Origin of the sequence: Acinetobacter sp. ANC 5378 (assembly GCF_013004315.1) — a bacterium.
Lineage (GTDB): Bacteria > Pseudomonadota > Gammaproteobacteria > Pseudomonadales > Moraxellaceae > Acinetobacter.
This window is the reverse complement of record NZ_JABERK010000062.1, coordinates 43,947-66,883: the sequence shown is the minus strand read 5'-3', so window position 1 is coordinate 66,883 and position 22,937 is coordinate 43,947. Positions and strand designations below refer to the sequence as shown.

The 22,937-nt window shown below is 41.9% G+C and carries 20 protein-coding genes; 8 read left to right on the top strand and 12 right to left on the bottom strand.

Annotated features, from left to right (window positions below):
* Positions 1-10: 10 nt before the first annotated feature.
* From rlmD to cysM, 3 genes are read right to left on the bottom strand one after another with little or no spacing between them, the layout of a single operon-like run.
* Positions 11-1,414 carry a 23S rRNA (uracil(1939)-C(5))-methyltransferase RlmD gene (rlmD, locus tag HLH16_RS13075; protein WP_171529647.1) on the bottom strand — a complete coding sequence of 468 codons (1,404 nt, stop codon included), beginning with the start codon at positions 1,412-1,414 and terminating at the stop codon, positions 11-13.
* A gap of 6 nt (positions 1,415-1,420) precedes the next feature.
* Positions 1,421-2,242, bottom strand: coding sequence for a 3'-5' exonuclease (locus tag HLH16_RS13070; protein ID WP_171529646.1), 822 nt, complete (start codon positions 2,240-2,242; stop codon positions 1,421-1,423).
* Positions 2,243-2,265: 23 nt separating this feature from the next.
* Positions 2,266-3,186, bottom strand: a complete 921-nt coding sequence (cysM, locus tag HLH16_RS13065) for a cysteine synthase CysM (RefSeq protein ID WP_131288660.1) — start codon at positions 3,184-3,186, stop codon at positions 2,266-2,268.
* Between the two features lie 153 nt (positions 3,187-3,339).
* On the opposite strand from cysM, the gene HLH16_RS13060 reads away from it, so the two are divergent.
* The 5 genes from HLH16_RS13060 to rsfS all read left to right on the top strand — a co-directional run bounded on the left by HLH16_RS13060 (position 3,340) and on the right by rsfS (position 9,279).
* Complete coding sequence (locus tag HLH16_RS13060) at positions 3,340-6,150, top strand: GacS-like sensor histidine kinase (RefSeq protein ID WP_131288662.1); 2,811 nt, start codon at positions 3,340-3,342, stop codon at positions 6,148-6,150.
* A gap of 132 nt (positions 6,151-6,282) precedes the next feature.
* Positions 6,283-7,071, top strand: a complete 789-nt coding sequence (locus HLH16_RS13055) for a crotonase/enoyl-CoA hydratase family protein (RefSeq protein WP_131288726.1) — start codon at positions 6,283-6,285, stop codon at positions 7,069-7,071.
* A gap of 36 nt (positions 7,072-7,107) precedes the next feature.
* Complete coding sequence (locus tag HLH16_RS13050) at positions 7,108-7,974, top strand: NAD(P)-dependent oxidoreductase (protein ID WP_171529645.1); 867 nt, start codon at positions 7,108-7,110, stop codon at positions 7,972-7,974.
* Positions 7,975-8,008: 34 nt separating this feature from the next.
* On the top strand, positions 8,009-8,803 hold the full coding sequence (locus HLH16_RS13045) for a hydroxypyruvate isomerase family protein (RefSeq protein WP_131288666.1): 795 nt from the start codon (positions 8,009-8,011) through the stop codon (positions 8,801-8,803).
* Positions 8,804-8,880: 77 nt separating this feature from the next.
* Positions 8,881-9,279, top strand: a complete 399-nt coding sequence (gene rsfS / locus HLH16_RS13040; RefSeq protein ID WP_131288669.1) for a ribosome silencing factor — start codon at positions 8,881-8,883, stop codon at positions 9,277-9,279.
* A 199-nt stretch (positions 9,280-9,478) separates the two neighbouring features.
* On the opposite strand, the gene HLH16_RS13035 is transcribed toward rsfS, so the two are convergent.
* From HLH16_RS13035 to HLH16_RS13015, 5 genes are all read right to left on the bottom strand, one after another.
* A complete protein-coding gene (locus tag HLH16_RS13035; protein ID WP_171529644.1) occupies positions 9,479-9,760 on the bottom strand; it encodes a DUF3303 domain-containing protein in 282 nt (93 codons plus the stop codon).
* A gap of 506 nt (positions 9,761-10,266) precedes the next feature.
* Positions 10,267-11,721 (bottom strand): NAD(P)(+) transhydrogenase (Re/Si-specific) subunit beta, encoded by a 1,455-nt coding sequence (locus HLH16_RS13030; protein ID WP_131288677.1) that lies wholly within the window; start codon positions 11,719-11,721, stop codon positions 10,267-10,269.
* Positions 11,722-12,048 (bottom strand): proton-translocating transhydrogenase family protein, encoded by a 327-nt coding sequence (locus HLH16_RS13025; RefSeq protein WP_131288679.1) that lies wholly within the window; start codon positions 12,046-12,048, stop codon positions 11,722-11,724.
* An 11-nt stretch (positions 12,049-12,059) separates the two neighbouring features.
* Positions 12,060-13,187 (bottom strand): Re/Si-specific NAD(P)(+) transhydrogenase subunit alpha, encoded by a 1,128-nt coding sequence (locus HLH16_RS13020; RefSeq protein ID WP_171529643.1) that lies wholly within the window; start codon positions 13,185-13,187, stop codon positions 12,060-12,062.
* Positions 13,188-13,311: 124 nt separating this feature from the next.
* Positions 13,312-13,497, bottom strand: a complete 186-nt coding sequence (locus HLH16_RS13015; protein ID WP_171529642.1) for a hypothetical protein — start codon at positions 13,495-13,497, stop codon at positions 13,312-13,314.
* Positions 13,498-14,176: 679 nt separating this feature from the next.
* On the opposite strand from HLH16_RS13015, the gene HLH16_RS13010 reads away from it, so the two are divergent.
* Together HLH16_RS13010 and HLH16_RS13005 are read left to right on the top strand one after the other, a co-directional pair.
* Positions 14,177-15,103 carry a DMT family transporter gene (locus HLH16_RS13010; protein ID WP_171529641.1) on the top strand — a complete coding sequence of 309 codons (927 nt, stop codon included), beginning with the start codon at positions 14,177-14,179 and terminating at the stop codon, positions 15,101-15,103.
* Between the two features lie 226 nt (positions 15,104-15,329).
* Positions 15,330-16,523, top strand: coding sequence for an MFS transporter (locus HLH16_RS13005; RefSeq protein ID WP_171529640.1), 1,194 nt, complete (start codon positions 15,330-15,332; stop codon positions 16,521-16,523).
* 54 nt (positions 16,524-16,577) lie between these two features.
* Here the strand turns inward: HLH16_RS13005 and HLH16_RS13000 are convergent, their stop codons facing one another.
* The 4 genes from HLH16_RS13000 to HLH16_RS12985 all read right to left on the bottom strand — a co-directional run bounded on the left by HLH16_RS13000 (position 16,578) and on the right by HLH16_RS12985 (position 21,926).
* Complete coding sequence (locus HLH16_RS13000) at positions 16,578-17,222, bottom strand: hypothetical protein (protein WP_131288687.1); 645 nt, start codon at positions 17,220-17,222, stop codon at positions 16,578-16,580.
* Between the two features lie 1,415 nt (positions 17,223-18,637).
* A complete protein-coding gene (locus tag HLH16_RS12995) occupies positions 18,638-19,144 on the bottom strand; it encodes a hypothetical protein (RefSeq protein WP_171529639.1) in 507 nt (168 codons plus the stop codon).
* Positions 19,144-20,139, bottom strand: coding sequence for a phage portal protein (locus HLH16_RS12990; RefSeq protein ID WP_171529638.1), 996 nt, complete (start codon positions 20,137-20,139; stop codon positions 19,144-19,146). The genes HLH16_RS12995 and HLH16_RS12990 overlap by 1 nt, the downstream gene beginning before the upstream one ends.
* Entirely contained in the window at positions 20,139-21,926 is a 1,788-nt protein-coding gene (locus HLH16_RS12985; protein ID WP_171529637.1) for a terminase large subunit domain-containing protein, read from the bottom strand. Before HLH16_RS12985 ends, HLH16_RS12990 begins: the two co-directional genes overlap by 1 nt.
* Positions 21,927-22,084: 158 nt before the next feature.
* On the opposite strand from HLH16_RS12985, the gene HLH16_RS12980 reads away from it, so the two are divergent.
* The gene (locus HLH16_RS12980) at positions 22,085-22,903 is read left to right on the top strand and encodes a GPO family capsid scaffolding protein (RefSeq protein ID WP_171529636.1); all 819 of its coding nucleotides are present in this window, start codon (positions 22,085-22,087) and stop codon (positions 22,901-22,903) included.
* Positions 22,904-22,937 lie beyond the last annotated feature (34 nt).

The window sequence follows — 22,937 nt, the reverse complement described above, 5'->3', positions numbered from 1 at the left end:
TCCTACCTCTTTACTTATCATATGCTAAATCGTTTATTTCTTTGTCTTTTTCGAATAAGGCAATAGATTCGACATGTCCAGTGTGAGTAAACATATCCATTACCCCAGCCTTTTTTAATCGATAACCATGTTTCACCAACACACCGGCATCACGTGCTAATGTTGCGGGATTACATGACACATAAACGATTCTTTTTGCACCAAATTTGGGCGCGTAATGCATTATTTCCTCGGCACCGGAGCGCGGAGGATCAATCAATAATGCATCAAATCCCTGTTTTGCCCAAGAATGATGCGAAAAATCTTTTGTTAAGTCTTGTGAATAAAAATGTACGTGAGTCATCGCGTTATTTTTAGCATTTTCTGCACCACGCTGAACCATTTCTTCACTTCCTTCAACAGCCACTACTTGCCCTGTTTCACCGACACAGCGAGCAAGAGGTAAAGAAAAGTTTCCTAGACCACAAAACAAGTCCAGAACGCGTTCACCTTGCTGCAACTGAAGCAAATCACATGCCAGCTTCAGCATTTGCGGATTAATCGTTGAATTCACTTGAGTAAAATCGAGCGGATTAAAGCCAAATTTCACGTCAAATTCCTCCACAGCATAATGCAAACGCATTGCAGCAGCTGGATCATCCACACGGTGCAAACTGTCTGCACCGGCGGGCTGTAAATACAATTGCCACTGTTTGTTTAACGTAAACTGTTTTAATTGGTTGACATCATCTGCTGATAATTTTTCAATATGACGAACCACCAGTGCAATATTTTCATCACCCATGGCCAATTCTATATGACCAATGGCGGCTTTGGCTTTTAGACTTTCGAGTAACTGTTTTAGCGCTGTAATCGATCCAAATTCACGATCAAGCACCATACAGCGGTCGATGGAAATCAATTTATTACTTTGACGTTCACGGAAACCCACCACCAGTTTGTCTTGATTTGGAATATAGCGTACTCCAATACGGGCTTTACGACGGTAGTCTTCACGTTGCGAACGTAATGGCTCTAACCATTGTTCAGGTTGGATTCCGGCAAAATGTTCTAAATGCGATTTTAGAACCTCTTGTTTTAAGCGAATTTGTTCATCTTGCTGAATGTGCTGCATATTACAACCGCCACACACAGTAAAATGTGGACATTTCGGTTCAATACGTGTTGCAGCAGGTGCGCTTAACAGCTCAATACTGTCTGCTTCCTCTAAACGTTTTGCCACATTGGTAATTTGCGCTTTAACAGTCTCACCAGGCAAGGCATAACTGATAAATACTTTTTTACCCTGCTTCTCACTTGGATGATCAGGATGTGTTCCATAGTGCGCTATCCCCCGTCCTTCGTGTGAAAGTGACTCAACCTGAAAAGTGTAAATCGGCTGTTGAGCTGGACGTGGCTTAGTTCTATGTTTCATGAATACCTAGAGTGTGGGAGATAAAAAGTCTGTAGCGGTAAATTCAGTACGTTGTGAGGTTTCACGCCATACTGCTAAAAAATCTGCATGTTGAGGTTGAGTCGATAAAAACTGGATGGTGCGCTGAACTGCATCACGATAATCATTGAGTAAAAGCTGGCCTTTTAACAATGACCAACGCAGGTAAATCAACCAGGTATTGAGCACATCACCTTCGCAATAACTGGTGAGTTTTTGCCATTCTTGCTGACGTACATATTCAGTAACATGGTAGGCGCCATCACCACGCTTACCCGGATAACCGAGTAAATGTGCAACATCATCTAACTTTTGAAATTGACGACCATTGAACATCGCGATCACATCCATCAAATCGACATGACGATGGTGATAACGATTCTGGTAGTTATTATAGCGCTTTTGCTGATCAATTTCGCCCTGATCGAATAAACTTGGTGCAGATAAACCATGATACATGGCGCGAAACAGGATCACCGGCAAATCAAATTGTGAGCCATTCCAGCTAACTAAAGTCGGATGACGCTTGTCAAAAATCGAGAGAAATTTCTTTAAAATTTCCGCTTCAGTATTCTGCTCCCGGCTAAACGAGAACATTTTCATGCCGCCTTGCTCATCAAGCCATAAGCCAGAAATACAGACAATTTCATGCAAGGCCATGCGTTGAAAGTCCATGCCCGACTCTTGACGGCGCAATTTAATCAACGCCTGTTCCAGATCTGCTTCTGGCAAATCCAGACCATACAAATGCGCTCCCGATTTTAAATCGGTCAGGGTTTCTATATCGAAAACTAAAACGGGTAAGCGCATTTTAACTCACAAAAATTGCAGATTTATTCTGGGTCTTGTACAGAAAACAAACCTGTAGAAAGATAACGGTCACCACGGTCACAGATGATACATACAATCACTGCACCCGGATTTTCTTCAGCCAGTTTGATTGATGCCCAAACTGCACCACCGGAAGATGTACCGGCACTAATGCCTTCTTTGCGCGCCAATTGACGTGCGGTTTTTTCCGCTTCAATTTGCGGAATATCCATAATGCGGTCAACTCGTTTAGGGTCAAAAATAGTCGGAAGATATTCTTGGGGCCAACGACGGATACCTGCAATATTTGAACCTTCAGAAGGTTGCAAGCCGACAATCTGAATATCAGGATTTTGTTCTTTTAGATATTTGGAAATTCCCATAATCGTGCCTGTCGTTCCCATGGAACTGACGAAATGAGTAATTTTACCACCTGTTTGCTGCCAGATTTCCGGACCCGTGGTGAGGTAATGGGCTTCAACATTATCCGGATTACCAAACTGGTTCAAGACCAGTCCTTTCCCTTCTTTTTCCATTTGCAGCGCCATATCACGCGCTTCTTCCATGCTTGAAGATTCAATCAGTTCAGCCCCATAAGCACGCATCGCATCTTTGCGTTCCTGACTTGAACCTGCTGGCATAATCAATTTCATTTTATAGCCACGCATTGCTGCAACCATGGCCAAGGCAATCCCTGTATTTCCGCTTGTCGCTTCAATTAACGTATCGCCGGGTTTAATTTGACCACGTTTTTCAGCCTGCATAATCATGTTATACGCTGGACGGTCTTTTACCGAACCTGCAGGATTATTTCCTTCAAGTTTAGCCAATACTGTTGCTTGAGTGTGACTTGCTAGACGTTGCAAACGCACTAGAGGCGTTTTACCTACGTAGTGGTCTAACAAAAATTCGTCTGCTTGAAAATCAGGGGTGGTATTACTCATTATTTGTACCTATATCGAGGTGCGCCTATTGTATGAAAAAATGCTCCTTCCTGCACCCATTTAGCAGGCTTTTTATTGAAAGTGATTAAAGCGCAGTCAGTTTTAAATAAAGCATGCTAATATTCCGAGCATAGAAAATAAACTGCTTTAACCATGTCAAATATCAATAAAAAGTTATTTAAACGTCTACACTTAAATCATGCTTATGGACAACTCATTGCACTGATTTTTGTGCCGATTATGATTTTGGCATGTGTCGGGGCATTGCTGGTTTTATCCGAGACCTCCAATGCATCACGTGCACAACAACGTCAAATGGCAATTGCCATTGTGACCCGTTATCAGCTCACCTCAGAAGCAGCAATCGACTTATTAAGTAGTTATCCATGGCAGTATGATCAGGCACGTAATGCCATGCAGGTCATGCTGAATGAAAAATATTTAATTCGTGCCGCCATTATTGATGAAGATGGTAGAAACCGTTTAAGTATTGGTTATCAGGATCAGGAACCTTGGCCAAAGATTGACTCAAACGCCGCTTTTGTCGGTCCTATTCTGCATCATGATAATAATATTTATGCCTTAAAAATTAATGAACATACGGATAACCCGGCCAGACTGGTGATTGAGCTGGATAACCAACCGCTTGAAATTGCGCGTTATCGGGTCATGGTGGTGCTGATTGCAACCGGCTTATTGACTTTATTGCTACTTTTATTGTGCTTGAATTTCTATTCGCGGCGCTGGATTGCCCCGATGTACGAGATCCGGATGCAATTGCAGCGTTTAAATGCCGATACCCTGGATCAGCACATGGTGATTAACAGTACTGGTGAATTACGTTTGCTCCAGCGCGACATTGCCAATGTAGTCAAACGCCTGCACTTTAGCTTTTTAGAACTGAAAGAACATACCGAACAAACTGAAGACGATTTACGTCGTACCTTAGATACTTTAGAAGTGCAAAACATTACCTATCGTCAAGCACGAGACCAGGCAATTTCAGCTAACCAGTCCAAATCGGTCTTCTTGGCCAATATCAGCCATGAATTACGCACACCATTAAATAGTATTGATGGCTTTATTCATTTATTGCTGCGTCAAGGCAACTTGAGCAATGAGCAAAACCTGTATTTGCAAACCATCCGTAAATCATCTGCCCATCTTTTGGCTCTGATTAACGATGTACTGGATTTCTCGAAAATTGATGCCGGCAAACTGGAACTGGAAACCGCACCGTTTGATCTGGAAGAAGCCATTTTCGATGTCATGGATATGCTCTCGCCTTTGGCGGCACAAAAACATATTGATATGGCATTTTATTATGCCGACAATGTACCAACGCAAGTCATTGGTGATGCCCTGCGCTTCAAGCAGATTCTGACCAACCTGATTTCCAACGCGATTAAATTCACCCCGGATGGTGAAATTATTGTCCGTGCCCGTATGGAACACGACGATATTGGACAATGTTTATTGCACTTTAGCGTGCAAGACAGCGGGATTGGTCTCAGTGGTACAGACCGTAAAAAACTGTTTGAATCCTTCTCGCAAGGCGATGCTTCAGTGACCCGTCAATTTGGTGGAACAGGACTCGGCTTGGCGATTTCCAAACAGCTGGTGCATTTAATGCAAGGTCAAATTGGCTTTGAAGATAACCAGGAACGTGCACCAACCGAAAAAGGTTCCACCTTCTGGTTTACCGCCATGTTTGCTGTGAATGACGAAATTGAAATTGTTCATCCACACTTCAATAACATGCAGGTGGTGTCTTATTTAGCCCATCCTGCGACTGCCAATATCTTGCGTCATTATCTTGAAAATTATGATGTGCATCATGTCGAAACCAGCTCGATTCTGGATTTGTTCAGTCAGCTGAATAAATTCTCGAATAACGATGAAAATACCTGGCTGATTGTGGATCATAGTGGCGATAGCGAAGCCTTATTGAAAGAAATTCGTAACCGTTATCATGGCAACATTGCAGTTTACGGTTATCAAATGTCGCTCGATCCAAACATGCTGAACGAGTATCGTGCCCGCCCACTCTATCAACCGTTGAGTCGTAGTGCGTTGATTCAGCTACTCAGCAATCAGCCGATTTTCGATCAAGATGTACATGAAGAATTTAATGGACAAGGTCTGCATGTCCTCGCTGTCGATGACCATTTACCGAATCTGATTGTTTTAGAAGCCCTTTTGGCCGAACTCAATGTCAAGACCACCAAGGCATTAAGCGGTCAAGAAGCCCTAGAAATCATTCAGAATCGGATTGAAAAAGATCTGCCTACATTTGATGTGGTGTTTATGGATATTCAGATGCCGGTGATGTCCGGAGTAGATACGACTCGCGCCATCCGGTCCCTAGAGTCGACTTTAGAAAACCATAAACGCCTGCCGATTATTGCCCTGACGGCGCATGCATTGGCAGATGAGAAACAAAAACTGTTGCAGGTGGGTATGGATGATTATGTCACCAAACCAATTCAAATGGATCAGATTATTCAGATTCTTACCCACTGGACTTCGGAAAGCTTTAAAAAGGCTAAAAGTGTAGAAAAAGCCATTCTGATTGAAGCGCTCGATCCAAATATTTTAGATTGGCAACAAAGCTTGCAACTGGCGGCCAACAAAGAAGATCTGGCGATCGATCTGCTTAAAATGCTGGTCGACAGTTTCGCCACAGAACTCGCTGAAATGCAGCAGTTGATTGAAATGGAAGATTTCCCACAACTGGAACATGTACTGCATCGTTTATATGGCGCAACCCGCTACGTTGGTGCACCTACTCTACAAGAAGCAACTGGTGGATTTGAGCAGTTTGTTTCCTCTTTACGCAAAGAACGTCGTAAAGCCGACGACACTTTTATTCAGGAAACCCTAAAACGTTTTGATGAATTACAGTCAGTGATTCAGCAAGTTGAACAAGCATCTCAGCAAATTTTAAACCAACAAAATACTTAACGCGGTCTTATTCGAATTGTGACAGTAGCGTCCATCTTTAGATGTGACTCTGCTGTCATGTATCGCGGCATGTATCAGAGAAATGCCCGTGTTATGCTCAAAACAATGGAAAAAATTACAGGTCTATACAACATGGCGTTACTTCGCATAGAAAAAAATAAGGGCATCGCAACCGTTTCTTTAAACCGTCCCGAAAAACGCAATGCCATGAGCTTTGCTTTGTTACGCGAACTGGTCAATGCAGCCAATCAAATTAAAAAAGACCGCTCGATTCGCTGTGTCATTTTAACTGGCGAAGCACATGTGTTTAGTGCCGGGATTGACCTTGCCGATTTAAACGCACCGAAAAATACGGCTTACGCTGCATGGGAACTGATTAAACCGGGACAAAGCCTATTCCAGAAAGCCTTTCTAATTTGGCAGGAGCTTCCTGTACCGGTCATTGCTGCAATTGAAGGTTATTGCTTGGGTGCTGGCATGCAATTGGCACTGGCTGCGGATATTCGGATTGCACATCCGGATACCAAAATGTCGATTATGGAAAGCCGCTGGGGACTGGTTCCAGACATGGGGCTGACCCGATCAATCAAAGGCATTATTAATGTCGACCTTGCCAAAGAGTTGACCTTGACTGGACGTATTTTCGATGCCAATTATGCCAAAGACATTGGTCTGGTGACACATCTGGATGAATCACCAATCAGCAAAGCCCAAGCCCTTGCAGAAGAAATGTTGCAACGTTCTCCTGATGCTCTCACCGCAGCCAAACGCGTACTCGATGCCATGGAACATGAACCAAAAAAATCTTTACGCCTAGAGAAAATTTGGCAACTAAAATTACTATTAGGTAAAAACAGTAAATTGGCGCGTAAAAAAGACAAGAACCCGGAAGTTCAGTTTTTACCACGCCAATATAAGTAAAATATCCAGATAACAGGATTGTGCAGAGAAAAACACATGAGTTTTGATCGTAATACAAAAATTGCATTTTTAGGCATGGGACTGATGGGCAGCCGTATGGCCACCCGACTGATTCAAGCCGGTTTTGAAGTCGCGATCTGGAACCGCACAGCATCCGCCTGTGATGTACTGATTGATATGGGCGCGACTGCCTTAGACGTGCAAGACATTGGACAATATCCTGTTATTTTGACCTGTCTGGCAGATGATGCCGCAGTGCAAGCGGTCTACGATCAAATTCAGAACCAGTTACAAGCAGGACAAGTGATTGTGGATTTCTCAAGTTTATCTGTGGATAAAACCAAGACCTTGGCACAACAAGCCCAAACTCGCCAAGTACAGTGGATTGATTCCCCGGTTTCGGGTGGAACAGCGGGTGCTGAACAGGGAACCTTGGTGATTTTTGCTGGTGGTGACCAGCAAACCATCCAAGATTTATCGCTGATTTATAATGTACTTTCACAACGTGTCACTCGTATGGGTGAAACTGGCACCGGACAAGCAACCAAAATTTGCAATCAACTGATTGTGGCTGCCAACAGTACTTTAATTGCTGAAGCTGTCGCATTGGCTGCTCAAGCAGGCGTTGATACCACTTTACTCGCCCCTGCGCTTGCCGGTGGTTTTGCCGACTCGAAACCTTTCCAGATTTTAACCCCGCGTATGGCGACCCATACTTTTGAACCAGTGCAATGGAAAGTTCAAACCTTGTCCAAAGACTTAAATAATGCAGTCCAGCTGGCTGAACAATTTAATTTAAATATTCCTGTTGCAAAACAAGCACTATCACAATTGAAAACCCACCAAAATAAAGGCTATGCTGAAGCTGATCTTGCCACTGTGATTCAACAGGTTGAATCTTAAGCATCTCATTTTCTAACAAGCAAGGAGTAAGGGCATGATTAAGCTGGCTGTAAATTTATCGATGATTTTTACTGAAGTGCCTTTGATTGAGCGCTTTGCTCTAGCGCGTGCACAGGGTTTTCAGCATGTGGAAATTCAGTTTCCCTATGAACTCAGCATTGAACAAATTCAAACCCAGCTGACCATTCATGACTTAACTCTTTGCCTGATCAATGTACCTGCGGGTGATTTAATGCAAGGTGGTAATGGTCTTGCCGGTGTCCCGGGGATGGAACTTGAATTTCATCGCGGTCTAGAAAAAGCCATTCAATATGCCACAGCATTAAATGTGCCGAGTGTGAACATTTTAGCGGGCAAGCAACCAGTCGATGCAGATCTACTGCCTTGCTTAAATACCTTGGCAAAAAATTTGAAACTTGCCTGCTCTATGCTGAGCGAACATCAGATTCAGCCGGTGTTTGAAATGATTAATGGCACAGATATGCCGCGCTTTCTGGTTCAGAACATTGCTCAAGCACAAGAAATGCTTGAAGCCGTGCAAAACCCTGCCCTGAAAATGCAATATGACTGTTATCACATGGCGATGATGGGTGAAGATATATTTGAAGCCTTAAAAGAAAATATTGACGATATTGGTCATATTCAATTTGCTGACTGCCCGGGACGCCATGAACCCGATACTGCACAAATCAATTTTGCAGAGATATTTCAATGGCTTAATCAAAGTGCATATACAGGCTATACAGCCGCAGAATATCGCCCACAGGCGCACTCCAAGCATTCTTTTGCATGGAAAGATAAATATTTTGTAAAAAATCCGCAAAGTTAAATTATGAACAGAATTGAAATTTGGCACTAAAACCGCTATATTACACGATGAGTTATTGTCCGGAAATAAAACCCTTTATGAATTTAGAACCATCGCCCAGCGCTTCTAATTCTCTCGATCTAGCAATGAATTCTCAAGCTAAAGATGTACAAGCTTGCTTAAAAGTTGTACATGAAGCCCTATCAGATGTAAAAGCAAAAGATATTCTTGAACTTGATGTTAGCGCGATTAGCAATGTAGCAGACTATATGGTCATTGCTAGCGGTACATCAACCCGTCACATTAAAGCCCTCGCAGATAATGTTGCTGAAGAAGCACGTAAAGCGGGTTTCCGCCCGATCGGCGTTGAAGGTGAACGTGATGCGGAATGGATCTTAATCGATCTTGGTTTTGTGGTTGTCCACGTTATGCTTCCAACAGCGCGTAAATTTTACGACCTTGAAAGCTTATGGCGTGCTACTCCAGAATCTGCTTAAAGCAAGAAAAAGCGACCATAAGGTCGCTTTTTTTATTTCTTAACCCTACATCATCAGATCAATCATTGGCACGCCCTCCTTCCTGAATAGCTCACAACTGTCCCGATTATTCTAGGTTAATGCCCAAGCTCATCGGAAATTTTAACACTACGATGAGGTAGTGAGACCTCCAATGGAAGCGTCTTGTGGACTGTACTTACTACGTCTTCCCGAGCGCAGCAGCCATAAGTGGACCGACTTGCTCGTCAGTTAAAATAGGGTAAACTTCCATAGCAAGAAGGTCGTTCCACTCTAGCGCCCACTGTTGTATCAACAATGCATCGTACGCTTCAACGACTGCAAAGCCAGATTGCTGTGCTATAGCAAACCATCTTCCCAGCATTTTTACTCCTTCAGGCGGTTTTCCTCCCGTCTTCAGAAAGCGCTCTATCGCTGCATTACGATTTGCCGGACCGGTTCTCCACTTGACAATAAACAACATAAGTCACCTCTTTCAAATGATTGACACACCTGACTTATGACCATGCGGGAGTGTGCGGATACGAAAATGTTGCTTGATTCATGCCGTTTACACTAGCGATGGGCCAGTTATCCCAACTTATGAACCCATGATATATAAGTCTAGCCTCGCGTTGGCGCTTATAGCTATGTTTCGGATGAAATACAAAATTCCATATTCGTGTATAAGAACACCGAACTGAGAACTAACCGCGCCTAACTACACTATACTACTGTTATATGGCACGGCACATTCACCGTATAATCAAAGCAGCATAACCATTTTGACAACTTTTTTTCTTTATTTTGATTATATTTTGTGGATTAAATGTTGCATTTTCTATCACCATAAATAGCATCCCTGCACTTTAAATGAGACCTACATAAACTCACATAAAAATAGGAAGTTATCTGGCATTTTTAATATAAGTTTTCGCCAAACAAAAAACCACCCGAAGGTGGTTTTTTATTATGATACAAATTCGATGTTTAGTGACCGCCGCCATTAATCGCCTTGGTCATATCTTCAACTACTTTCTTGGCATCACCAAAGATCATCATGGTCTTCTCATTATAGAACAAGTCATTGTCCAGACCTGCATAACCTGTTGCCATTGAACGCTTGATCACCATGATGGTACGCGCCTTATGTGCTTCCAAAATCGGCATACCGTAAATTGGTGACGTTGGATCATCTTTTGCCGCAGGATTAACCACGTCATTTGCACCAATCACTAAAACCACGTCAGTTGCAGGGAAATCTGTGTTGATTTCATCCATCTCCAGAATGTCGTCATACGCTACATCCGCTTCTGCAAGCAGTACATTCATATGACCCGGCATACGACCTGCCACTGGGTGAATCGCAAAACGGACTTTCACACCTTGCTCTTTCAGAATTTCACACAGTTCTTTTACTGCATTTTGTGCACGACCTTGCGCCATACCATAACCCGGTACAATCACAACGCTGTCCGCATTTGACATCAAGAAGCCGGCGTCATCCGCTGAACCAGAACGGTGGTTACGCTGAACTTTCTCACCATTATCTGTTGCTGCAACTGCTGTACCGCCCATCGCACCACCAAACAAAACATTGATGATCGAACGGTTCATTGCTTTACACATAATGTAAGACAGAATCGCACCTGATGAACCCACCAGCGAGCCTGCAACAATCAACATATTATTTTCTAAAGTGAAACCAATACCTGCTGCTGCCCAACCCGAGAATGAGTTCAATAGCGATACCACAACTGGCATATCACCGCCACCGACTGGTGCAATCCATACCCAGCCAAATACCAGTGCCAGAGCTGTCATTGCCCAGAAAGCTTGCATATTGCCGGTTGAGAAGAACACGAAGCCAGACGCTAACATCGCAAGGAAAATGATCGCTTGTACTGGTTTAACCCATGCACCTGAAATCGTTTTTGCCCATTTTTTTGCAGCCAATTTGCCATAAGCAAATACAGAGGCAGTGAAGGTAATCGCCCCCACAAAACAACCCACAAACAATTCAAATAAATGAACTTTGCTCATGTGTGCATGTTGAACACCTGCAGCAGTCAAAGCCGCTTCATTTTGTGTAAATAATGCAGTTAACTGGTTGTTATGCAGAATGGCAGCAATTGCAATTAAAACAGCCGCCAAACCGACCAATGAGTGCATCAGTGCAACAGTTTCAGGCATCTGCGTCATCGGAACAGTACGTGCACGTGCAATACCAACTACACCACCGAGTACCATTGCACCGATAATCATCCAGACCACAGGATGTTCAGCCACAAAGAAAGTAGTAATCACAGCAATCGCCATCGCGATCATGCCGTAACGGTTACCTTTAATCGCGGTCTTAGGACCAGACAAACCACGAAGCGTTAAGATAAAAAGAACGGCGCCTACCAAGTAGAACCAATCCGCATAGTCTCGAATAAATTCCATTTATGAACCCTCTTTTTTCTTTTGCTTCGGCTTAAACATTTCAAGCATACGTGCAGTCACGGCAAAGCCACCGAAAATGTTGATACTTGCCAAGAACACAGCGATAGCACCCAAAATGCTCACAATGTTCACGCTTTGGAAAGCCACGTTGGCCTCTACCCCAATTACCGGCAAACCTACAGTTTGAATCATTGCACCCACCACAATAATGGAAGACAGTGCATTGGTGACAGCCATAAGCGGTGTGTGTAAAGCGGGTGTTACGCCCCAAACCACGTAGTAACCTACGAAGATGGCAAGGACGAAAATTGTAATCGTTTCAACCATGATCTATCTCCTTAACCACGCTTTAACAGCACTTGGCCGCCATGAGCGACGAGTAGCGCTTTTTGAATTTCTTCTTCTGGATTAATGACAAAGTTCTTGTCTTGATCAAAAAGAGTTTCCAGGAAATTGAAAACATTACGTGCATACAATGCCGAAGCTTCAGTCGCTACTGTTGCCGGGATATTTGGAATGCCTAAAATGGTCACGCCATTATCGGTCACGACATTTTCGCCGCACTTAGAACCTTCAACGTTACCGCCTGATTCAACCGCCATATCAAGGATGATTGAACCTGGTTTCATTTTGGCAACCGTTTCAGCACGAATTAAACGTGGTGCATCACGGCCTGGTAACAGTGCAGTGGTAATCACGATGTCTGCATTGGAAACCGCTTTATCGACAATCGCTGCCTGGTCTTTGATGTATTGCTCACCTGGCATCCATCCATAACCGTTTTTAGCAGCATCGGCAGCTTTCTGCTTTTCTTCATCAGACATTGGCACGTCTAGCCATTTACCACCTAAAGACTCAACCTGATCTCGAGCTGTTGGACGTAAATCGGTTGCTTCAACTACAGCACCTAAACGTTTTGCCGTTGCAATTGCTTGTAAACCTGCAACACCTACCCCCATGATGACTACACGGGCAGGTTTAACCGTACCTGCAGCAGTCATCAGCATTGGGAACATGCGTTGGTATTCTGCCGCAGCCAAAAGCACCGATTTATAACCAGCCAAGTTGGCTTGTGAAGACAATACATCCATATTCTGTGCGCGGGAAAGCGTACGGGGTAAAAGCTCTAAAGCAAATGCAGACACCTGCGCGGATGCAAATTGGTCAAGTTCAGTATTGCGGTACGGGTCAAACATCGCAATCACTGCGGTGTTTGGAGCAAGTTTCTGAATTTCTTCACCTTTAGGCGCACGAACTTTCAAAATAATTTGACTGCCGGTATAGGCATCATCCGTAATTTTGGCACCGACTTGTTCATATGCACTGTCAATATAAGCAGCTTTCACACCTGCTCTACGTTCAATGACCACTGTATGACCAGCACTGATCAACTTCTTTACTGTTTCTGGCGTTGCTGCCACACGATTTTCACCGACAACAGTTTCGGTTGGGATTCCGATCTGCATGAGCCTTCCTCAAGCTAATTTTTCTTAAGTAAACATTGCGGTTAGCAATGTTTCCCCCTAGATGCATTTTTGTTGAATTTTTGGATTCTAATTGAACTTTTGTAAATTACCACCCAATATTTATTTAATAAATACCCATATTTTGAACTGGTGATTCATAAAAATAATCATACGATATAGCATTTATTGGTTTCGCTTTAATTAAAATTGTTTTTATCCGCTTAAATGTCATTGCAACACTTTTTAATTTTTTGTATTTAAGCGCTGAAGGTAATTTTTTAGCAGGATTTAAAAAATTTGAATTGATCATTCTGACAATTCTAGCTTTTAGCATATATAAAACGCTAACTTAAAGATGCCCCAATTTAGGGCTAAAACAACCTATTTAATCGCTAATTTTAATGAGATTGACTAAAGTGACATTATAAGCAGACGGATTCAGCAGAAAATTAGTCTGTTTTTTAAAAGCTCATTTCTAAAAATTAGCTGCAAAGTAAATCGTATCTGATCTCTATCTTTCTTAATTTCAATTGTTATTTTTATCCACCCAGTCTTATTCACCATTCACCCTAAGTCGAATGAGGTCAAAAAAATAGTTAATTTTTTTTGCTGACCATTTCGCTTGATGATGATTTGATCGTGCTTCTACCTAATCGACTGTTTTTCGCACCAAATTAGGGCGAATATCAAGCATTTACCTCAATACCGCTATTTTTACTGCTTAAGACCATTAATTTTTGGCGTTTTATCTTTTTTTCTACTGCTCATTCACTTCCTTTATCCGATATTTGAAAAGATTCTTCATCCAATTAAGGTTTACTTTATTTTAGCGTCCCTTTCTTGAAATAAATGAAACCCATAAAAAGGATTCATTCCGAATTGGAATCTTAAGCATCAGATTTTTGCATTTCACCTCCTCAACTAAAAACTTTATAATTCATATTTCTATACGTCCTCGTTCATACTCAAAGTACGCCCAAGTAGGTAAAATGAAACTGAGTCTAACAACAACACAATTAGGTTCATTGTTCGCTGTTTGTGCCGCTTTTTTATTTAGCACCAAAGCTATTTTTATTAAACAAGCCTATGCGCTATCCCCGCTGGTCGATGGCACCATTCTCATGGCGCTAAGAATGGCCAGTGCCTTGCCTTTTTTCCTTCTCATTTGTTGGTTAAGTCGACATCAAAGTAAAAAAATTACCAGTCAAGACTGGGGTTTACTGATCTTTGCAGGCTTGATTGGTTATTATCTTGCAAGCTGGTTAGATTTCGCGGGATTGATGTATATCAGTGCCTCATTGGAACGGATTATTTTATTTTTATATCCGACGATGACGGTTCTGGCTTCAAGTGTGATCTATAAACAACGATTAAGCTTTAAAAGTCTTTTTGCGATTTTGCTCAGTTATGGCGGTACGGTCATCGTGATGTTACAGGAACAAAGTAATGTTCCGCATCAAAGTAACTTCTGGTTGGGTGCGAGTTTGGTCTTTGCCAGTGCTGTGGCATTTGCAAGCTATCTGTTATTGACACCGCGCCTGATTCAGAAATTCGGTTCATGGAATTTCACCGGTCTTGCGCTGAGCATTGCCTGTATCGGAACACTGACCCATTATTTAATTGCAATCCCGAATCCGATTGGCTTACTCGCGCAGTTACCCAGTTCCTTAATCTGGTATGGGATTGGACTGGGCTTTATGGTCACGGTTTTACCAACCGTATTATTGATGCAAAGTATTGAGCGCTTAGGTGCTTCGCAATCTGCCATGATTGCATCGATTGGCCCTATTCTGACCATTATTTTGGCGACCTTTTTCTTGGGTGAAAAAATGAATGCGATTCAATGGTTCGGCTGTGCCTTGAATATTGTGGGGGTGATGATGATTACCTTATCGAAAAAGAAACTCGCTCACTAAGCTTATTCATTCAATTACTGTTGATACGGCCGTTTGATAAATTTTAATTAAATAAACACAGCTTCCGAACTGCATTCATTTTTAATTCAGAAAATTAATAGCATGGGAAATAACCACCTTTACTTTTTTGTCGGCTAATTCCTGTCTCAGGTCTTGCTATACTCGGTCTGCTCATTGAAATGAAGCAACCGCTGATTGCCGGTAAAACATCAAGCAAGGGACTTTTATGAACACTTCTCTCGACATTAGTCAAGATAAATCTTTGTTATGGTTAATGGCTATTGCTTGTGGTTTATGCGCGGGGGCAAATTATTACTGCCAGCCTTTGATTTCATCCATTCAGCAATACTATCAGGTTCCTGAATCACAAGTGGCTCTGACCGTCACCTTTGCCCAGATCTCCTATGCATTGGGTTTACTGTTTATTGTGCCTTTGGGCGACATGCTGAATAAAAGCAAACTCATTCCCTTTCTCATGCTGGGCGCAGCCGTAGGCTTATTTATTTGTGCCAGTGCTGTGAATCTGCCGATGCTCTGGATTGGAACCATCATTGCGGGGCTTTTTTCTGTCGCTGCACAGATTCTGATTCCCTTGGCCACCATGGCGGTGAAACCGGAAAAAACCGGAGAAGTGGTCGGCTTCCTGATGAGCGGTTTACTGGTCGGTATTCTGCTTTCAACCAGTATTGCAGGATTACTTTCCGACCTGTTTCACTGGAAAATGATCTATGTAGTCAGTGGCATAGCCATGCTGGGCTTAAGTTTCTATTTAAGAGGTAAATTGCCGAGTCTGCCACGTCTGAGAATAAGCTATGCGGCAATTTTTAAATCCATGGCGATCTTATTAAAACAGGAACCACGCCTGGTGTTGCGTTCGCTTACGGGAGCGTTCGCCTTTGCCGCCATGAGTATGCTGTTCTCTACCATTGCCCTGCTGCTCACCCAGAAACCTTTTCAGCTTTCTGATGTCATGGTCGGTCTGGTCACACTCGTGGGGGTGTTTGGCGCGCTTTCAACTCAGCTGATTGGTAAATGGGCCGATCGTGGCCATATCAAAACACTGAGCTGGATCGGTTGTTCTATCCTGATCAGTAGCTGGCTATTTCTTTATTTTGGTGCGGTGTCTTTACTGAGTTATATTTTGGGCTACGGACTGATTAATCTGGGCTTGGCGATTACGCATAGCTGTAACCAGAACGTGATTTTTCGTTTACGCCCCGATGCTAAATCACGAGTCAATTCACTTTATATGACCCTATACTTTATTGGTGGTGCCTGTGGTTCTGCACTCGGTGTTTATTCATGGCAGCATGGGGGATGGAGCATGACCTGTATCACAGGACTAAGTCTGGTGATCTGTTCAGCTTTGTTTGCTTTACTCGATATGCGTTATCATGCTCGTGCAGCATCTGTTTCATAAAAAAATGAAATTGAAACAGCCTTTTACCTTGGGACTTATTTCAAATCATTGGCCTTAAGACATTTGCGCTACGGGATAAAAGGGTTTACTGAACTCTATATTTTCGACATTTTCCAATAAAATTTGGATAAAGCTCGGCACCAATACAGATAAAACACTACAGGCATTCGCTAATTGTTTCCGGTTAAGGGCGCTATTGTAGGTCGCTCCGCCTTGACTTAACTGTTGATGCAAGGTCGCTAAGCGGCTAAACAGGGATACCAATAAACTGACTGAATCATGGTTTTGCAGGATTTGCTGGAGCTGTTGTTGTTCCGTGTCAAAGGCTGAGCGCCATGTTTCCTCACTGATTTTCTGATTACGCCAGTCCCAAAAACTTTGATCCAGATAAGGGTTACTCAAGAGTAATCGAATGGTTGGCTGTTTTTTCTCCCAAAGGATACGAAATATTTTTTGATCAGCATCTTTATGGTACATCGAACTCAGAAACAGTCTTAAGGTTTGCTGTTGCTGATTGGCCGCTTGCTCCCGTGCATACAATGCATTAAATGCCACCCACTCCATAATAAACTGCATATCAAGATCATCATGAAGCACTAGGGCTTTTTTAAACCAGCTTAAACTGCGCTGGATACGTAAATTAAAAGACGTGGAATATTCATTTTTTCTACTTCTATATATTTCTTCTAGAACCAACATATTATTTTCCCTGTTGTGGTCATATCTCCAAAATACTAAAAAATTACATTACATACAAATTCTAAGCTGACCGCATAGTTGATTTTCTGGCCTTATGTAAAGGTAATGATCGCCGCAAGCTACTGTCGATTTTTTATCAAACCCCGTATAATCCGCGCTTCGGTTTTTCATCATTTCAGGTTTACGCCATGACTGCTCTCCAATCTTTACAGCCTCGCATTTCGGTTGCCCCGATGATGGACTAGACAACATTTCAAAATTTATTATTATTATCAGTGGTTTAATTCAATAATAAAAAGCACGGTGCAAATACGGTGCAAAATAACTATCGGTCCTATTATTGATAGGCACCCTCATGAATGAGGCTACCAATTTATTTTTGACATAAAAAACCCACCTTACGGTGGGATTTCTATAGTTTATTATTCTGCGGTATTGCTGCAACTACACGTTCAGGACATACGATTCCATAGTAGTCAGTTCCCTAATTCCTAGGTCACCCGTTCACGTCATAAACCAAGACATTCAATTCTTGAATTCTTTCCAGAGTTTTCAGCAGTCTTGAATCAAATCAGCCTATCGGCAACCACTCTTAGGTACGATCCTAACTTGAGAGTTTCAGGAAGTTGCTCTCTTACCAATGCTTTTCTCTTTTTATGCCCAGTGCATTATGTGCGCAATTTCATCTGGTACAGGCAAATAATATAAAAACTATCGATATATGTAAAGTTTTATAGATATATGACAGTGAGTTGATGGCCACCGTTTGAAAAAGGCTTTTTTAATGTGATTTTGATGATTTTGAAAATTTCAGGTGAGAAAAAAAAGAGGTTAGAAAAGTTAGAAAATTATAAAACAGCATTCAAATATATGATTTATAAAGATTAATTACAATTTTAAAAAGGTTAGAAAATGGTTAGATTATGGTTAGTTCTAACCTCTAATTTTGGTTAGAAGTTCTAACCTTTTATATTATTGTTTTATATAAATATTTTGACTTTTATAACTTTTTTCTAACCACTTCTAACCTTTATATGGTTAGAAATTTAATTATTAAATATCAGATACTTAAATAGCAAAAACCTTTCATTTTACTGTTTCTAACCTTTTTAAAGCACTATTGATTGAGTTGATGGAACTTTTGATAAATCGCAAGTTGTAGGCATTCATAGAATCCCTGTTGAATTATGTAGAACTGAATTTTGAGCATTCGGCTGTGTCATGCACCAGTACTGCTGTGGCTTAGAGACCCATCGGTCAGGGTCATAAATCTGTTGAATATTCGACACATTTACTGGGCAGGTGAGGTGGGGGGTCAACCGCCCGGCTTGAACCGGATTCTGTGGTTTTAGAAACTTTGGCCAAAAAAAAGCCCTCACACCTGGAGGACTTTTATTTTAGTGAAAATACTGTGATTAGCTTTGCTTATCGGGCTTCACTTGCTGTGGCCATGCCTGGTCTAATCGTTCTGCATCAATTGCGTGTTCATCAGCTGACTTTGAGATTGCTCCACCACGGACTGCCATTGTTTCGAGTACGGAATTGCAGGTCTTGGCGTATTCAATGAGGGCTTGATTGGAACCTGTGGACAGACGTTTGTCTGTATTACTGATCTGCTTTGACAACCGGTCAACAGCCAAAGCACTGTCACTGGCAGCAGCCAACGCAACTTGTAAGTTTTTATTTGCATTTTGTTCTGACTCCAATAATTGATGGGCCCATACTTTTTCCGTTTCAAGTGAAGCTGTAGCAGATTCAGATCTAGCAAGATCACGTTGTGTTTCAGCTAAAGTTTTTTGTGATTCGAGTAAATCAATTTGATGTGACTTACTTGCGCAGATGATGACTGAAAATGCCAAAGCGATGGCCAAGGCAGCCATCACGATGAATTTCCAATTTTTAATTGCCAAAGCAATATTCATTATTGTTTTTCCTGTTTGAATTGAAGTTGATGAAACTCTTTGAAGCGGATGATCTGATCACCTGCCCATTCGTTCACTGTGTTGGCGAATAAATTTTGAAGTGGAACAATTTCGGAATACCAATAGGCTTCGCGTGCTTCACTAATCGATCCGAAGCCACCGGCATTGGATGGAATGATGCCGAGCAATTGCGGTGGTGTACGTTGGGATGCAAGAACGTCATCACGTGTGACGTTTTTAATATTTAAGAATTCATCTTTGGCAGCCAATTCACTGATCGGAATCAGTTGTAAGCCATCCTTTTTCCCACCAGGTGCATGAAGGAATAAATTGCGGAAGTTACCTGGACCACGTGAATCTTTCATGGCTTGTTTAAGACCTTCCACGTCATCATCATCAATACCTGAATCGGTCATGTATAAGATGAAGCCGGCATGAGATCCGTTGTTGTAGTACTTGCGACGAAATAAAGTTGCTGATTCATTTAGCCAAACGGATTGAAGTGCAGCAATATATTCAGGCGTTCCATAAATTTCTTGATCGACATCAATGCCTTTAATGTGGCAAACAGTACCAGGTTTAAAAATATGTTCTTCAAAACCATTCAGTAGCTGTAAAAATTCCGTTGGATCTTTCATGCGTCTGGTGTACTTAGCCATGAGTCCATCATAGTGGTGTGGCTCATTCAATCGATTATCGATCCGCTGTAAATAGCCATTGCCAAAAACCAAATAGTCGAAAGCAATGCGTTCAAACTCAGATGAACTGATCAATTTATTGGGCGTGAATGACGACACCAGTTGATTCTTTTTATAAAAAACTGCAGTCGACAAATAAGGCATTGCCTTAAAAGATTTTGCCAAAGCATTCATACTGATGTGTGGTTCGTAATAATTGCCACAGAACCAAGTTTCATAGAACTGTGATAAGTCACGGCCATTCATCACCGGTTCTGCATCACCGAACGTAAATGCCTGCACTTTGCTGTCGGACATTAGTAAATCTCCATAGAGGATTTTTTAGATTTTGTTTGGTCATCAAGGGTTAAAGGTTCATTTGCGAACGCATGGAAAATGGCAAAAGCCAAATCTGCATGACCGATGTTTTCTGCACGTGATGCTTCAAATGTCATTTGTCTTTGAGAAGCCGTCAGTGTTTTTCGAATAGCCATAATTGACATAGCAACGTCAGTGGATCCGGCATCAAATTCAAAACGTCCTTTATTGATCACGTCCATTGCTTTCATGACCAATTGTGTTTTGACATCGACGCTGTAATTGAAGGTCGTTAAATTTGGAAAGAACTCAAGGACCAATTGAGCAACACCAGTGCCCATACCTGACTTGTCTAAGCCGATATATTTGACGTTATATTTGGTTGTTAATTTCTTGATGTATTGCGCTTGGCTGGCAAAGTCCATGCCTTTGAACTGATGATGTTCAAGCAAACGGAATTTTGGATAATCAGGTTCAGGTGGTGCAATGACGACAAGCCCTGCACTATCTCCACTTTCAGCTGGGTCATATCCGATCCATACCGGTTTATTACCAAATGGACGAAGTGCCAACGGTTTAAAATCTTTGGACCATACTTCCCATGAATCGACCATACATGGCTGAATGATGGACAGTGGAAATACACTATGACCATCATCAACGAATTCACACATATATAAATTGGCAAATTCTTCAGGACTGTTTTCAGCAATCAGTTCATCAATATCGAATAGATCACAGCCTTGGCGTTCAGCATCCTGAATATTGACAATATGTCGCCACATTTTGTCGCCACATAAAGCACCATCTCTTAAATTTGCATGACTGGTGTTGATCTCAATTCGATTTTCTTTGCTGCGACCTTTATTGAAAGCGTCCCCTGTCCAAAAGGCATACGCTTCATGCGTTTTACTTGAAGGTGTAGAAAAATAGGTTTTTTTGTACTGCTTTTGGGCAGCCATTGCCGATGCCACTTTTTTCAGTGTCGCAAAGCCATGCACCCAAAAGAATTCGTCAAAATATAAGTCGCCATGGTATGACTGTGCTGTCTTGGCATTGGTACCTAAAAAAATCAGCTGAACAGTATTACCACATGGAAGCGTGATTGAAATCGGATCGCCTTGCAGATCCACTTCAATGGACTGCATGACAAAGTTTTTGATGTAAGTTTTAAAGCCATGTGCTTGGGCTTTAGATGCAGACAAGAAAATCTGGTTTCGACCAGTGGTGACAGCTTTGATCAATGCTTCACGTGCAAAGTAGAATGTTGCACCAATCTGACGTGATTTTAATAAAGCACGATTTCGCTGTTCACGCGCACGGTACCACACCTTTTGATACTCAAATAAACCATGATCGAAGTCTTCAAGAAGTTTTTCGACCTGTTCTTCAGTCAGGGCATTTGGCTGTTTAGGTTTACGTGGTCCAGCATTTCTATTTTTAAGTTTTGGATTCAGATCGGTTTCGTTGCCACCGTCAGAATATTTTTCAATGCGTGCCATGCGCTCCAATTGGCGCATGAGCAAATCAATTTCCTTGAAATCACCAGGTGTTTTTTTCTCAAGAATAATCAGTTTGATCAGTTGAGCGGTTAAAGCTTCACCGACTCGACCTGCAGGTGCATCTTTGTCCCATTCATCGCGTGTTTTCCAAGCGTGAACATTTTTATCAGGCTCGTCGATGTAATCTGCAATCGAGCTGATTCGCCACCCCATCCAGTACAAAAATTTTGCTAGAAGGCGTTTGTCGAAGTTTAGATTTTTCGGTGTATCAAGTGCTTTATCCATTGGCTCATTAAGCCAACGCTATAACATTTATTCATTGTGGCTACTTTGTAAAACCCACTTAATACAAGCCCTTTGGATTGAATGTTTATGCCGTTCTTCCGATTCTGCTAACTACTTTAAATAGATTTTATCTATCGACATAGACACAGGATTCAGAAATGAAGAAATCCAAATTTTTCCGTGTTGCAGTTGCTGGATCCACGACTGATGGTCGCGTGATTGAAGCAACATGGATTCAACAAATGGCTGACAGCTACGATCCAAATACATACACAGCCTTAGGCAATCTTGAGCATTACCGCGGTTTTTCACCAAGTTCTGAATTTGGCACGTATGCAAAGGTTACAGCTTTAAAAGCTGAAGAAGTAGAAATCAACGGTACTAAGAAACTTGCATTATTTGCTCAAGTTGATGCGTTTGATCAATTGATTGAATTGCACCAACGTGGCCAAAAGCTATTTACATCCATCGAAGTCAATCCAAATTTTGCTGATACCGGTAAAGCATATTTAGTGGGTCTTGCATTCACTGACACCCCTGCTTCATTAGGTACGCAACTCATGGAGTTTGCAGCAAAACAGAATGAAGAAAACCCATTCGCAGGTCGTAAACAAGATGCAGCAAATTTGTTTACTGCAGCTGAAGAAGCATCAATCGAATTCGAAGAATCTGAATCATCAGGCATCTTCAAAAAGTTCATGGATTTGCTGAAGCCAAAACTAGAAGAAAAAGACAATAAAGATAACGGCAAATTCACGGAAATTAATCAGTGTCTTGTAGAAGTTGCAAAAACCTTTAACGACACTCAGACCAAGTTGCAAAAGGTAGAAACTGAGTTTTCGGAACTTAAAACCAAGCATTCTAAATTGGAACAAGACTTCACTGATCTTAAAGCCAAATTAGAAGGCGAAGAAAATCCAGGCACACCACCTGCCCCTGAAAACACTGGCAACTTCTCTGAACAAATCGAGTGCTAATAGTTTAATCACTGTCAGCAGTCTATAAATATTG